This window comes from Actinoallomurus sp. CA-142502 (assembly GCF_050936355.1).
In the GTDB taxonomy this organism is placed as follows: Bacteria; Actinomycetota; Actinomycetes; order Streptosporangiales; family Streptosporangiaceae; genus Actinoallomurus; species Actinoallomurus iriomotensis.
The window spans coordinates 8,325,716-8,338,583 of the sequence record NZ_JBNJMY010000001.1 but is presented as its reverse complement, the minus strand read 5'-3'; the positions used below and the strand labels follow the sequence as shown (position 1 = coordinate 8,338,583).

The following is a 12,868-nucleotide window of genomic DNA, read 5'->3' as shown; positions in this document are numbered from 1 at the left end:
CCGGCATCCGACCGTGGGCGCGAATCACCAGGCCGGACCGGTACCAGGGTACGACGCACCGGGCACCGCTCCCTTTCCTGACCGGGCCGCGCGCGGCCCGGCGAGCCCGCCCCCCATGGCACCCGCGTACCGCGCGGCGGCGAAGAGTCGGGCCCGCGGTCTGACGCCCCGCGCCGAACGCCGATCTAGCGTCGCCGTCAGCAGCCCGCCGAGACCGGGCTCGTACTCACCACGATCACCCGAGGTGCCGATGCTCATCGACAACGCACGGAAGACTCTCGCCGCGCTCGCGGCGGTCACGCTGACGACCGCCACGCTGGCGACGGCCACGCCGTCAACGGCCGACCACGCGCACGGGACAGCGGTCTCCGGCCAGAAGGCGACCGCCCCGTTGTACCTCCCGCCGCCCACCGGACCGCACCAGGTCGGCACGGCCTCGCTCCACCTCGTCGACGCCTCACGCACCGACCTGCTGGGCGACGGGAAACGACCACGGGAGCTGATCGTGCAGCTGTGGTACCCCGCACAGGACACCACGGGCCATCCGGTCGCCCCGTACATGCCGCCCGGGGAGGCCGCCCAGCTCGAGGCCGATCACCATCTACCGCCGGGTGCGATCACCGCCGCGACCACGAACAGCCACATCGACGCCCCGGTCGCGGGAGCCCGGCACCCGGTGGTCCTGTTCTATCCCGGCTGGTGCTCCGACCGCACCGACACGACCTTCATCGACGAAGAGCTGGCCAGCCGCGGCTTCGTCGTCGTCGCGACGGCCAGTACGCACGAAGCGGCCGAGGTGGAGTTCCCCCGCGGGCGGCTCGTCAAGGACGATGCCGCGCTGTGCGCCCGAGGCTCCGACCAGGACAACGACCGCCTCTGGAACCGTCTGCAGGCCATACGGGTCCGCGACACCACCTTCGTACTCGACCAACTCTCCCGGATCTCCCACGGAGCGAATCCGGACGCCGAACACCGCCCGCTGCCCGCCGGCCTGGCACGGTCCCTCGACCTGCACCGGATCGGAATGTTCGGCCACTCGCTGGGCGGTTCGACCACCGCCGAGGCGATGCACGAGGACAAGCGCGTCCGGGCCGGCATCGACCTGGACGGATTGGTGATCGGCCCGGTCCAGCGGGCCGGCCTGCGCCGCCCGTTCCTGGTGTTCGGCAGCGGCTGGCACGCACCCGGCGACGGCGGGGATCAGGACCCCACCTGGAGCGTGTTCCTGCCACGGCTGCGAGGCTGGCGCCACTGGCTCCGCCTGGACGGCTCGGGCCACTACCGATTCACCGACCTCGCCGTGAACGCCCGCGCGTGGGGCCTGGACGAGCAACTGCCCGCCGAGGCATGGCGCCTGGACTTCGGCGACATCGACGACCACCGTGCCCCGACCGTGGTACGCGCGTACACCGCCGCCTTCTTCGAACGCTTCCTCACCCACCAGAGCGCCCCCATCCTCGATCATCCCTCGCCGGCCTACCCCGAGATCGAGTTCATGCTCTGAGCCCATGTGCTCCGCCGGAGGGAACACGGAAGCGATGTCGGGGCGTCCCGCCGCGCGGATGGAGAAGCCGTGGCGTGCCTGCCGAGTGACGTCGTTACATCGGTGTCACCCTGTGTGTCCACCGTCGCAACGAAGGCTCCGCATCGTGGTTGTCATGCGACTCAAGATCCGCCGTGGCCATGCGCCCGGCCACCGGGGGACATGGCGGCGCGAGGCCGTCGAGTTCGGCGCGCTGTTCATCGCGGCCGGCATCGCGCACGTCTTCTCCACGGCGCTGGGGCACCGCGAGTCCGGCTCGGTGATACTGATCAGCCTCGGCGTCGCCCTGTGTGCGCTCGTCGCTGCGCACCTATGGTGGGCGCACCGCCGCTCGGGCCCTCGGGACGTGATCGCGTCGCCGCCGGCCCGCTTGTGGCGGGTACGCGCCCAGGTACGCGACACACCGGGTCAGCTCGCCGCGCTGGCCGCCGCGATCGCGGCCGCCGGTGGGAACATCATGTCGCTGAACAGCCAGTCCGACCTCGGCGGCACCGTCGACGAGCTCTATGTACGGATGCCGGCACCGATACCGGCCGAGACTCTGGTGAGGGCGCTCACCTCGGCGGGTGGCCGGGAGGTGAGCGTCCTGCCGGCCACCATGCATCAGCTCGTCGACCCGATCACCCGCGCGCTGCTGCTGGCCTCCTCCGTGGGGGCCGACCCCCGCCGGCTGCCGGCCGCGCTGGCCGCGATGCTCGACGCGCACCCCCTGCCCGTCGGCCGGGCCCGCGGCCGCGAGACGTTGTTGCTGGCGCCCGCGACGGGCCGCCCGATCCGCCTGCACCGGCCGGGCTTGCCCTTCACCGCGACCGAGACGGCGCGGGCGCTCGTGATGCTCGAGTTGGCCCGCCGCCTCGACGATCCGTGCCCGACATGACACTCATGGGGGACTGGTGAGTTCACATCTCCGACTGCCGTCTGGTCATTACGGTGTCGGGATGCGACGCCGACGCCTGGTGCGGCGCCACCGCCTGCAGTATCCCGGCGAGCAGGTCATCGATCCTGTCCAAGCCACGCCCGAAGCCAAAGCCGTCGCCGGACAGCGTCCGCGCATCGGCGTATGCGCCTACCTCACCGAGGTCAGCCCCGAGACACTCGACGTCAATGCCAAGCTGTGCGGGGTACGGCATAGCGTCGGCGGAATCGGTCCCTATCTCGAATGATTCGTCCTGGGCCTGTACGTCACTCACACTCACTCCTCGGAGCGGCAATGTCTTCCGCGCAGCGTCTCGTGGCGATCTCCGGTCTTCCCGGATCCGGGAAATCGGTACTGGCCGAGGCGCTGGGCCGCACGCTGGCGGTGCCGGTCGTGGGCATGGACGCTTACTACCGTCCGGCACCGCCCGGCGGATGGGTGGACTTCAGCGATCCGGCCAATCTCGATGTCGACGTCGTCCTCGAACAGATCGACCGGCATCGCGCCGCCGGTACTGAGCTGGTCATCGCCGAAGGCATCTTCGCCCTCACCCTCGACGCCGTGCGCTCAAAGGCGGACCTGAAGGTGTGGCTGGAGATCCCCATGGACATCGGGCTGGCCCGCAAGATGTTGCGCAAGCTGGAGGCCGGAGCCGACATCGCACCCAGCATCCGCGGCTACCTGGAGCGAGGCCGCGCCGGCTACCTCGACCACGTCCTGCCCGGACGTGACCATGCCGACCTGTGCCTGGAGGGCACCCGTCCCGTTGACGATCTCGTGACCGAGATGGCGGGAAGGGTCCTGCGATGAACGACCACGAGGCCAGGCCGCGCGGGCGCCGTGGGCGAGGGCTTGGTCCAGCTCCGGCTCGTCCGAACGTCACGCAAACCGCGTGCGCGAACACATGCCGATTCAGTCGCCCGACGGAATTTGGGCACGTATTCGGCACGGTGGTCAGGAAGGGTGGACGACCGCCTCGAGGCGCCGGTCAGCGAGCGGTCGTTGATGTAAGGCCGGGCGGGCGTGTCGGCCCTGAGGTGTCGGCCTGGAGAGGTTCGGCGCGGCCGCGGGGCGCGGTGCGATCGTCATCGCCAGCGGACGATGCGCCATGACCTGAGTCGGGACGCTGCCCGCGCCGTTAGGCTCTCTGCGTGTTCGGGAACATGCCGGCGATGCCGGATCGGATCCTGCTGATCCCGAGGTGGTGGCGGGCGCGCGGTCTGGCCGTGCGTGACGGTGCGCTGGCAGCGCTCGTCGCGGTCCTGGCGTTCACCCCCGGCGTGGCGCACGAGGGCATGATCATGGCGGAGCACGCCCGCCGTCCCGTCGACGCATTCGCTCTCGTGCTCCTGTTCGCCCAATGCCTTCCCCTGGTCGTGCGCCGTATCCGGCCGGGCCTGTGTCTGACGGTCATCGCCGTCGCTTTCGCCGTCCACGAGATGTTCGGCTATCCGCCCACGTTCGCCAGCGAGGGTCTGATCGTCGCGCTGTACAGCGTCGGGGCGTACCAGGACCGCTTTCGCCGGGTGCCGGCCGTCGCCGGGATCGCCGGGTACATCGTCCTCGCGGTCGTGGTGGAGGCCCAGGGCTCACCCGAACGCCCGGTCGACTTCCTCGCGTTCTTTCTGATCGCCTATGCCGGCAGCTGGTCGGTGGGCGCCTGGATGCGGGCGCGCGCCCGGCAGGAGGCCGAACGCCGGCGGCAGGCCGCCGACGCGGCGATCGCGGAAGAACGTGCGCGCATCGCCCGGGAGCTGCACGACGTGGTGACCCACCACGTGACGAACATGGTGATCCGGGCGGACGCCACCACGTTTCTCGCCACCGACTTGCCCGAGCAGGTGGCGAGCGGCCTGGCCGAGATCGGCGAGACCGGCCGCCGTGCGCTGGCCGAGCTGCGCTACTTCCTTGGCGTGCTCGACCCGGTGGACGACGAGCCGGAGCACGCACCGGCGGTCGGGAGCCTGCGGGACCTGGTGGAGGAGACCCGCTCGACGGGACAGCCGATCGAGCTGAGCGAGGTAGGTGAGCAGGGGCCGATGACCCGCGGCGCAGAGCTCGCGGCGTACCGGGTCGTGCAGGAGTCGCTGACCAACGCCCTCAAGCACGCGCCCGGCCGCCGTACGGTCGTCAGGGTCCGCCACGACGCGGCCGAGGTCGACATCGAGGTGAGCACGGATGGCTCCGGTAGTGCCACGCCGCGCTCGGCCGACGGACGCGGGCTGACCGGGCTGCGTGAGCGGGTCAGCGTGGTCGGAGGCGAGCTGCGGGCCGGCGGTCGCGCGGACGGCGGCTTCACCGTGCACGCCCGCATCCCGGCGGAAGGCGGGCGGTGACCATGCCCGACCCGCAGGCGGAGGGGAGCCCGACTCGCGTGCTGGTCTGCGACGACCAGAGCATCACCCGGGCCGGCTACGTCGCGATCATCGATGCCCAGCCCGACCTGGAGGTGGTCGGTCAGGCGGAGGACGGCCGGGCCGGGGTCGAACTCGCCCGGCGGCTGCGCCCGGACGTGATGGTGATGGACATCCGGATGCCGCTGCTGGACGGCATCGCGGCGACCCGGCTGCTGGCCGGCCCGGACGTGGACGACCCGGTGAAGGTGCTGGTCGTGACGACGTTCAACCTCGACGAGTACGTCTACGACGCGCTACGCGCCGGGGCCAGCGGCTTTCTGCTCAAGGACTCGCGGCCGCACGAACTGGTGGCGGCCGTGCGTACCGTCGCGGCCGGTGAGGCGTTGCTGGCGCCCGCCGTGACCCGCCGGCTGATCGGCCGGTTCGGCTCGCGGGTCCGTGTCGCGGAACGCGAATGGGACCCGGCCGAGCCACTGACCGACCGGGAGCGTGAGGTCCTGACGCTGATCGCGCACGGGCTGTCCAACGCCGAGATCGCCGAGGCCCTCACGATCAGCCACGAGACCGTCAAGACGTATGTCTCGCGCGTCCTGAGCAAACTCGGGTTGCGTGACCGCGTACAGGTGGTGGTCTTCGCCTACCAGAACGGCCTGGTCAGCGGGTACTGACCGGCGTTATCCCCCGAGCGAGCTACCCAGGTTGCCCACGTCGGCGTGATGATTCCCGGCCCTGCCGTCCGTAGCGTTTCCGGCGGTTCGGCCCGCATCCGAGGCCGCGACCTGATGGAGGCCATTGTGGGGAAACACACCGATTCGACGGCGGAGCAGGAACGGGTGGAGCAACAGCGCGGGGAGGAGCCCCAGCGGGGGCCGCGACCGGCGTGGGTGCGCCTGATCGTGCTCCTGGTGCTGAGCGTGGTGGCCGACGGCGTCATCGGCTCGATCTACTCGGGCGTACAGAGCAACGCCGTCGCGCTCCTGATCGTCGGGGTTCTGGTCGGGCCGCTTCTCGCCTGGCTCGTGCTGCTGGGGTACGCCAAGATGGTGCGCGTCCTTGAACGCCGCCAGGCGGGCGAGGTGGGCCGGCCCGGTGCGGTCGCCGAGGTATGCCGCGGGACACTGCTCGGCATCGGGCTGTTCGCGGTCACCATCGCGATCATCGCCGTCTTCGGCGGGTACGGCATCCACGGGTGGGGCAACCTCGCCGCCGCCATCGGCGCGTTCGGCATGACGTGCGCGGTGGCCGTCGTCGAGGAGGTGATGTTCCGCGGCGTGCTGTTCCGCATCGTCGAGGAGAAGACCGGCACCTGGGGCGCGATGGCGGTCTCCGCGATCGTGTTCGGCGCGCTGCATCTGGTCAACTCCGGCGCCACGCTTTACGGTGCGGTCTCCATCGCCATCGAGGGCGGGCTGATGCTCGCCGCGGCCTACACCCTCACGCGTACGCTGTGGCTGCCGATCGGGCTGCACCTGGGCTGGAACTTCGCCGAGGGCGGCATCTTCGGGACCAACGTCTCCGGCTCGTCCGACCACACGCTGGGTCTGTTCAAGAGCTCGGTGTCCGGCTCGTCGCTGTTGAGCGGCGGAAGCTTCGGCCCCGAGGCGAGCATCATCGCGCTCCTGGTCTGCGGGGCCACGACGATCCTGCTCCTGCGCCGGGCCCAGCGCCGCGGCCAGATCCGCCGGCGCAAGGCGTCCGCCGCACTGACCCCGGCCTGAGCGATCTCTGAGATTCCGTTGTGGGTGTTGATTCATCGGCCGACGCGCCGGCCGTCCCGTACATCCCATTCGCGGCAGATACCTGCCTGAAAGACATGACTTGACGATGAAAAACGTTTTCCCGACCGGCAATTCCCGCGTCGCGGTGGCGATGCTGGTCGGGATCGGGGTGCTGGCGAACATGATCACGTCGTGTTCGTCCGACTCGGATTCGGACTCGGGTAAGCCGGCGGCCCAAGCGACGCTTTCGGCCTCGACCACCGCTACTCAATCCGGGTGGACCGGCGTTGGAGGGCCTGGACATGTCCGGGCAGATGGCACCGACCCTGCCGGCGTCGGTCCTCGACCGGTACGACCTGATCGGATTCGACCCGCGCGGAGTCGGGCACAGCACGCCGATCAGCTGCCGCCTGAACGACCCCGACCTGGCGGTCCTGTTCCCCTACCCCGCCGCCGACGGCTCGATCACGGCCAACGTCGCCCAGGCGCGTACGACCGCGCGGCAGTGCGCCTCGTCCGTCGGGCTACATACGGTTCTTCAATACGCCGAACACCGCGCCGGACCTGGACCGGGTCCGCCAGGCGCTGGGGGAGAAGAAGATCTCCTACTGGGGCCAGTCCTACGGCACGTACCTCGGCGCGGTGTACCGCGCGCTGTTCCCCGGCAACACCGACCGGATGATCCTCGAAGGCAACGTCGGCCCGAACCTGGTCTGGCAGCAGCAGGCCGCCACCTGGAACAAGGGCATGGCCGACCGGTTCCCCGACGCCGCCCGCATCGCGGCCGCGCACAACGACACCCTCGGGCTCGGCGCTGACATCCCCACGGTGACCAGGAACTACCTGACCCTGGCCGACCGCCTCGACCGTACGCCCGCCCCGCTGCCGGGCACGACCTTGTCCCTGAACGGACTGACCCTCCGGCAGGTCACCTATTCGCTGTTGCTGCACAACGAGACGCTTCCGCTGCTGACCCAGATCTGGAAGGCCGCGGCCGACCTGGCCGACGGGAAGCTATCGGACCAGGACAAAGCCGTGCTGGCGCAGGTGTCGACTGGCTCCGAACGAGGCACCCGTGAAGGTCACGGCGCATGGTCCCCGCGACGTCCTGATCCTGCAGAACCGCCGCGACAACGCCACCCCGTGGGAAACCGGCCTCGGCCTGCGCCGGACGCTGGGCTCCCGTGCGGGTTTCTGCAGTTGAGATCATCGGCCAGGATCTCCACCGCGTCGTGCGACCAAACCCTCAAAACCCCAGCTCAACCAGTCCCTGAAAAGGAACCGTACCCATATACGATCAACCATCTAGGTTGTGGCGTTCAGGCTGGGCGCTTTGCCGGCGGTCTCCACCTGATGCGGCACGCGGCGCCGTTCGAGAGCTTGGCGGCCGAGTTCGAGAAGATCGTCGGTCGTGTTGTACTTGATCAGTTCGGCGAGGTCGGGGGAGTACCGTTCGACGATCTGCCGCACCCGGATCGCGGCGAGAGAACCAAGCTGGTCGTAGACCTCGACGAACAGTTCGTACGCTTCGCGGCGCGGCCACCTGTTGGGCAGGAGGTTCGACGGCAGGTCCGGGTCGATACCCGGGAAGCTCCGCCAACTGTCCATGATGTGCGTGCGGGACAGCAGGGCCTGGCTCGCGCCGACGTCACCGTTGCGGACCTGTGTGCGGAGAGGTTCGTAGGCGGAGACGAACTCGGTGTAGCGTGCCGCGATCTCGTCCAGGTCCCAGGCATCGATCGGCCGCCGTGCCGACGGCGTGTGCTCGACCGCGCGGAAGATGGTGACCTCTCCCAGGCCCAGCTCGTCGAGCTCCTGGCGGGCTTGCTCCGCGACCGGCCTGGCCGAGACCCAGGTGCCGTCGTAGAGCGGCGCGAACCCCAGCCAGCGCAACCGCGAGTAGACCGAGTAGCGCAGCTCGCGCTCGCGCTCGGACAGGGTGAACATCGCGATGGTCCACTGCCCGTCCCAGGACTCGTTCTCCTGACCGAACGAAACGAAACGGTAGCCGCCGGCCAGGAGCATGTCCGAGGTCCCGGGCGCCAAGCCGTAGTAGGAGTTGCGGCCCACTTTCGAGGGGACCACGACTCCTCGCCGGGCCAGGCGGTTGAGCGCGGCGCGGGCCGCTGTGGGGCCGATGTCGAATTCACCGAGCAGGGCGACGAGCGCGGCGGAAGGCAGGTGCTCGGTGCGCCCTATCCAGTAGTCACCGAGCAACGTGGTCAGCAGGTGCTGCGACGACGAGCCCGCTTGTGACCTCGGCAGGTCCAGGGACGGCGCCGGACTCATCCGATTACTCCCCGGCCGGCGAGCTCGTCGATCCGGTCACCGGAATATCCGAGGAGATCGCGGTACACCCGCTCGTTGTCCTCGCCGAGGGCCGGCACCGACGAAAGGTAACCGGTCCGGGAACGCGACAAGTGCACGGGCAGGCCGCTGCCGATCAGTCCCTCGGCGCTCCCGTAGGCCGGGTGCCGTAGTGGCATCGTGTCGCCCCGGGACAGCAACAGCTCGTCGCCCACCGCTTCAGCCGGCCTGCGCACCGGCGCACACGGTACGCCGCGTGCCTCTAGAGTCGCGACGACGTCTTCTGTGGTGCGCGTTCTCGTCCACTCCTCGATGAGCTCGTGCAGTTCGTCGGCGTGCTCCACCCGGCCGTCTCGGCTGGCGAACCGCTCGTCGTGGCACAACTCGGGCTGCCCGAGTGCGGCAAGGACGCCTTCGGCGAACTTCGTTTCCGGGGCGCAGATCGCGACCCATCCGTCTTCGGTACGAAACACTCCGAACGGCGCAAGGCGCGGCATGAAGCGACCGGTGCGACCGGACCGGCCGAGCGGCTCGAGCAGATGGGACTGTTCGCCGGCCACCAACGCCGTGAGGGAACCGAGCATGGACACATCCACATGTTGCCCGATTCCAGTGGCCTCCGCTTGGCGCAGCGCACCGAGAATGCCGATCACGGCGAACAGCGGCGCGGACAGGTCCCCTACCGGGATGCCCACACGCACCGGCGGATCGCCGTCCTCGCCGGAGGTCATCATCGTGCCGGAGAGCGCCTGGATGATCGCGTCCATGGCCTTGCCCGCGCCTGGGACGCCTCCCGCCCCGAATCCGGAGATCGAGCAGTAGACGATGCGTGGATTGGCGGCCTGTGCCGCCGCATAACCGACACCGAGCCGATCGGCCGTGCCACGGCTGTAGTTCTCCACCACGATGTCCGCATGGCGGACGAGGTCGGCGAAGACCTCGGCGGCCGCCGGGTCTTTGAGGTTGAGCGTCACGCTTTCCTTGCCGCGGGTCCGTTCGAGCACGCCGAGCGACATGTCGTCGTCGTGCTGCCGCCGTATCGACAGCCCCTCGCGGCCGAAGTAGGGCGCGTTGTTACGCACCCGGTCGCCCCCGTCCGGGTTCTCCACCTTGATGACGCGGGCGCCGAGACCACTGAGCAGGAGAGTCGCGTACGGGCCGGCCAGCGCGATGGTCAGGTCGACGACGGTGACGCCCTCCAGCGGGCGGGGGATCTCGGCAGTGGACTCAGTCATGGAAGGTTCCTTGGTGGTTCGAAGGTGGGGTCGCGTCCTGCCGGGCACTCATCGGCGGCGCTCCTCGCGGGCTCGCCGCCGCGCGGCCACTGGTGCGACCCGCTTCTCGATGAACTCGGCGACCTGTGCTTGCACGGCCTCCTGGTTCCAACTGCGCGCATCGCCGCTGTCGCCGACGATCTGCAGGACCGGAACACCGGCCGCCTCGATGGCGCGGTTGACGAAGTAGTTGCCCCTCCGGTCCGTGGTCGCCATGTGTACGGCGCCGTCGATGCGGTTGTGCACGGATTCCTTGGCGTACCACTCGCTGGCCCAGGGCGGTGCGTTGATCATGTCGGGGAACGCGGCGAAGCGGCCGGCGAGAGTGCGCAGGGGGTCCTCGCCGTGTCGGATGTATCCGTCGGCCGCCAGGCCCAGATACATCGACCAGACGAACATCGCTCCATACGTTTCCTGGAACCAGCTGTAGAAGCCCATGTCGAACCACAGGCCCGTACCGACCCACATCAGGCGGATCTGCTCGTCGGGGCACGGTGACTCGCCGTTGTCGGCGCGTTCGCGCACTTCTTCGTAGAAGGTGCGCGCCGCATCGCGGGCCCATTCCGTTCCCCGATGCCATTGGGGAATCATGACGCTGGGAATGCTGTCGGCGATGGTGATCGGGGCGGGACTCGTGCGGGCGATCAGGTCACGAGTCGCCCGGTTGTACCGCTGTTGCTCGTTGACCAGGTCCATCACCGTACGGAAGCGTTCCTCGTCGAAGGTCCGGCCGGTGGTGACTTCAAGATGGCGGATGACGCCGGTCAGTTCCGCGGTCATCAGGTCAATCCGCTGCTTGCCGACCAGTGCTTCCCAATCGTCCTCGATGCGGTTCCACCAGTACGGGTCCACCTCGCGCGGAACAGTCCGTTCAAAGCCGAGGAAGGTGGCGCCCCGTTCGCGTTGCCAGGCCTCGAACACCTTTCGCAGCGCGTCCCCCGTCATTTCGGCGAGGACGAAGCTGATCGGAGGAAGCCCGCCCCACGGGGGATCGTCGTCGAACGTGGACGCCAGTGCCAGGCTGTTGTACTGCTCCTGGTCCGCCGGATAGCCGCGCTCGGCGAGGAGCCGGAGGTAAGGGCCGGACCGTTGTTTCGCCGCGCACACCGATGCCCACCACTGGTTGACCACATAGGGGATGTCCAGTGCCCGCAGGATCTCCTGCGGCGCGTCGGCGTTGACGAGTGCGACCGGATCACCGGCGGCGGCGCGCTCCTTCAGACGGGCGAACCACTGCCGCTGGTAGGTGGTGGCCGCCTTCGCGGAGGGCAGGCTGGCGTCGTTGCGACGGCCTCGGGTGAATTCGCTCATCGGGACATCTCCGCGGTCCGTTCGTGCAGTGCGCTCATCAGCAGGTCGGCGGCGTCGTCGTGGCTTGCCGCGCCATACGGCTGTGCTGGAACGGTCGCGAGCGGAATGCCCACGCGCTCGAGGGACTCGCGTTGTACCGGCACATCCCACGCCGGCGCGTCGTCGTACTGCCGAGCCCAGGCGACGACCAGGTCCGCGCCGCAGGCGGCGGCCATCCGTGCCGTCTGCTCGGCGCGTACTGCCGCGGCATGCCCGGCGGATGCGGGCGCGGCCAGCGCGCGGGATCGCCCGAGCGTGCTGCGGATGTGCTGCGAGGGTCCGATGTCCCGTTCGCCGGCAAGGGCGCCCCAGTCGTGGTCCTCACCGACGATGACCGCTCCGAGCGATTCGATCAACTGGTAGGCCGACGGGTTGTCGTGGCCGCAGCCGGTGAGGAACACCCGGATCCCCTGCCGGCGCGGCAGATCGCCGGCGTCGGCCAGCAGCTGCTCGGCCAGTGCGCACCATACCCGCGGTGAGCTGACGAAGGCCGCGCCGATCACCGCGAGCGCCTGGACCCCGGTCAGCCGTGGTCCGTCCGGCGCGCTGCGGAGTTCGGTTCCCACCGCACGGATCAGCGCGCGGACCCGGTCGTGCTCGGCAGCGGCATCCCGCAGGTCCGCGTCCGTGATCGGCCGGTGCGCCCACTCGCTCATCTCGGCGATGAAGGCGTCCAGCCGAGTCCGGTTGTAGACGGCCGACGTACGTTGCGGCAGGTGCAGCAGGTCGAAGAAGGTGAGCCGTGGTATGCCCGGACGTCGTTCCAGGCGCTGGATCTCGCGCAGGTACAAGAACAATCGCACCGTGCCCTCGCAGTCGGCGGACAGCGTCAGGCCGGCCGAGGCGGCCGCGTCCCCATCCAGCAACCGCGCGAGCTGGGAGACGGCGGCCCCGTCGATGCCCGGGCCGCAGTAGCGCGCGGCCGACTCGTACGCGCCGGACCGGCCGGAAAAGCGGAACGGGGCGAATCCGGCGGCGGAGAGCACCTCCACGGGAACGTCCGCGCCCACATACGCCACCGTCGGCCGACCGTCCAGGGCGGCGGGCACCGGACCGGTACGTGTCTCGTACAGCGCCGCGAGTTGGCCGAGCGCATCCATGATCACTCACCCCATTCCGTTATCGCGAGCCCACCAGCGGACCGGATAACACGACATAAGCTCGCAACTGGTGGCAACAAGCTACATCCCTTTGTTCGCAGGAAGCCTTCTAGCCGCACCGTTTATCCACATGCCCAGTCGCCCGCAAACAGTACGCCGAGGAGAATGTGCGACACAACCGTTGACGCCTGGCAGATCAGGAACATACGATCCACCGCACACTCGACGGCGATCCGGCGGCGGTGCCTCCGCGCCACGGCCGTCGTTGCCCGATCACGGTCGGCACTGCCGCGCTGGCGTGAG

11 protein-coding genes and 2 pseudogenes are annotated in these 12,868 nt (G+C 69.5%); 9 read left to right on the top strand and 4 right to left on the bottom strand.

From position 1 onward, the window contains the following. Nucleotides 1–250 precede the first annotated feature (250 nt). From ACQEV1_RS38905 to ACQEV1_RS38865, 9 genes and pseudogenes are all read left to right on the top strand, one after another. Nucleotides 251–1,504: an alpha/beta hydrolase family protein gene (locus tag ACQEV1_RS38905; protein WP_433401330.1), complete on the top strand. Its 1,254-nt coding sequence runs from the start codon at nucleotides 251–253 to the stop codon at nucleotides 1,502–1,504. A gap of 154 nt (nucleotides 1,505–1,658) precedes the next feature. After that, nucleotides 1,659–2,420 (top strand): hypothetical protein, encoded by a 762-nt coding sequence (locus ACQEV1_RS38900; protein ID WP_433401327.1) that lies wholly within the window; start codon nucleotides 1,659–1,661, stop codon nucleotides 2,418–2,420. Between the two features lie 61 nt (nucleotides 2,421–2,481). Next, nucleotides 2,482–2,706 carry a hypothetical protein gene (locus ACQEV1_RS38895; RefSeq protein ID WP_433401324.1) on the top strand — a complete coding sequence of 75 codons (225 nt, stop codon included), beginning with the start codon at nucleotides 2,482–2,484 and terminating at the stop codon, nucleotides 2,704–2,706. Between the two features lie 47 nt (nucleotides 2,707–2,753). After that, nucleotides 2,754–3,269: a uridine kinase family protein gene (locus tag ACQEV1_RS38890; RefSeq protein WP_433401321.1), complete on the top strand. Its 516-nt coding sequence runs from the start codon at nucleotides 2,754–2,756 to the stop codon at nucleotides 3,267–3,269. 362 nt (nucleotides 3,270–3,631) lie between these two features. After that, nucleotides 3,632–4,795: a sensor histidine kinase gene (locus ACQEV1_RS38885; RefSeq protein WP_433401318.1), complete on the top strand. Its 1,164-nt coding sequence runs from the start codon at nucleotides 3,632–3,634 to the stop codon at nucleotides 4,793–4,795. 2 nt (nucleotides 4,796–4,797) lie between these two features. Next, the gene (locus ACQEV1_RS38880) at nucleotides 4,798–5,484 is read left to right on the top strand and encodes a response regulator (RefSeq protein WP_433406056.1); all 687 of its coding nucleotides are present in this window, start codon (nucleotides 4,798–4,800) and stop codon (nucleotides 5,482–5,484) included. Between the two features lie 126 nt (nucleotides 5,485–5,610). Continuing rightward, nucleotides 5,611–6,534 carry a lysostaphin resistance A-like protein gene (locus ACQEV1_RS38875; RefSeq protein ID WP_433401315.1) on the top strand — a complete coding sequence of 308 codons (924 nt, stop codon included), beginning with the start codon at nucleotides 5,611–5,613 and terminating at the stop codon, nucleotides 6,532–6,534. Nucleotides 6,535–7,062: 528 nt separating this feature from the next. Beyond that, nucleotides 7,063–7,299: pseudogene (locus tag ACQEV1_RS38870) on the top strand (alpha/beta fold hydrolase); the annotation flags it as partial. 283 nt (nucleotides 7,300–7,582) lie between these two features. Continuing rightward, a pseudogene (locus tag ACQEV1_RS38865) lies at nucleotides 7,583–7,738 on the top strand (alpha/beta hydrolase); the annotation flags it as partial. 101 nt (nucleotides 7,739–7,839) lie between these two features. Here the strand turns inward: ACQEV1_RS38865 and ACQEV1_RS38860 are convergent. The 4 genes from ACQEV1_RS38860 to ACQEV1_RS38845 are packed head-to-tail and all read right to left on the bottom strand — an operon-like array spanning nucleotide 7,840 to nucleotide 12,565. Then, complete coding sequence (locus ACQEV1_RS38860) at nucleotides 7,840–8,823, bottom strand: PaaX family transcriptional regulator (protein WP_433401312.1); 984 nt, start codon at nucleotides 8,821–8,823, stop codon at nucleotides 7,840–7,842. After that, nucleotides 8,820–10,124 carry a CaiB/BaiF CoA transferase family protein gene (locus ACQEV1_RS38855; protein ID WP_433401309.1) on the bottom strand — a complete coding sequence of 435 codons (1,305 nt, stop codon included), beginning with the start codon at nucleotides 10,122–10,124 and terminating at the stop codon, nucleotides 8,820–8,822. Before ACQEV1_RS38855 ends, ACQEV1_RS38860 begins: the two co-directional genes overlap by 4 nt. Beyond that, the gene (locus tag ACQEV1_RS38850) at nucleotides 10,125–11,426 is read right to left on the bottom strand and encodes a 2-hydroxyacyl-CoA dehydratase (RefSeq protein WP_433401306.1); all 1,302 of its coding nucleotides are present in this window, start codon (nucleotides 11,424–11,426) and stop codon (nucleotides 10,125–10,127) included. It abuts the gene before it with no gap. Next, the gene (locus tag ACQEV1_RS38845) at nucleotides 11,423–12,565 is read right to left on the bottom strand and encodes a 2-hydroxyacyl-CoA dehydratase (protein WP_433401303.1); all 1,143 of its coding nucleotides are present in this window, start codon (nucleotides 12,563–12,565) and stop codon (nucleotides 11,423–11,425) included. The genes ACQEV1_RS38850 and ACQEV1_RS38845 overlap by 4 nt, the downstream gene beginning before the upstream one ends. Nucleotides 12,566–12,868: the final 303 nt, after the last annotated feature.

Coding starts and splice junctions, on each gene's coding strand:
- ACQEV1_RS38905 (WP_433401330.1), top strand. CDS start 251: ATGCTCATCGACAACGCACGGAAGACTCTCGCCGCGCTCGCGGCGGTC.
- ACQEV1_RS38900 (WP_433401327.1), top strand. CDS start 1,659: ATGCGACTCAAGATCCGCCGTGGCCATGCGCCCGGCCACCGGGGGACA.
- ACQEV1_RS38895 (WP_433401324.1), top strand. CDS start 2,482: ATGCGACGCCGACGCCTGGTGCGGCGCCACCGCCTGCAGTATCCCGGC.
- ACQEV1_RS38890 (WP_433401321.1), top strand. CDS start 2,754: ATGTCTTCCGCGCAGCGTCTCGTGGCGATCTCCGGTCTTCCCGGATCC.
- ACQEV1_RS38885 (WP_433401318.1), top strand. CDS start 3,632: ATGCCGGATCGGATCCTGCTGATCCCGAGGTGGTGGCGGGCGCGCGGT.
- ACQEV1_RS38880 (WP_433406056.1), top strand. CDS start 4,798: ATGCCCGACCCGCAGGCGGAGGGGAGCCCGACTCGCGTGCTGGTCTGC.
- ACQEV1_RS38860 (WP_433401312.1), bottom strand. CDS start 8,823: ATGAGTCCGGCGCCGTCCCTGGACCTGCCGAGGTCACAAGCGGGCTCG.
- ACQEV1_RS38850 (WP_433401306.1), bottom strand. CDS start 11,426: ATGAGCGAATTCACCCGAGGCCGTCGCAACGACGCCAGCCTGCCCTCC.
- ACQEV1_RS38845 (WP_433401303.1), bottom strand. CDS start 12,565: ATGGATGCGCTCGGCCAACTCGCGGCGCTGTACGAGACACGTACCGGT.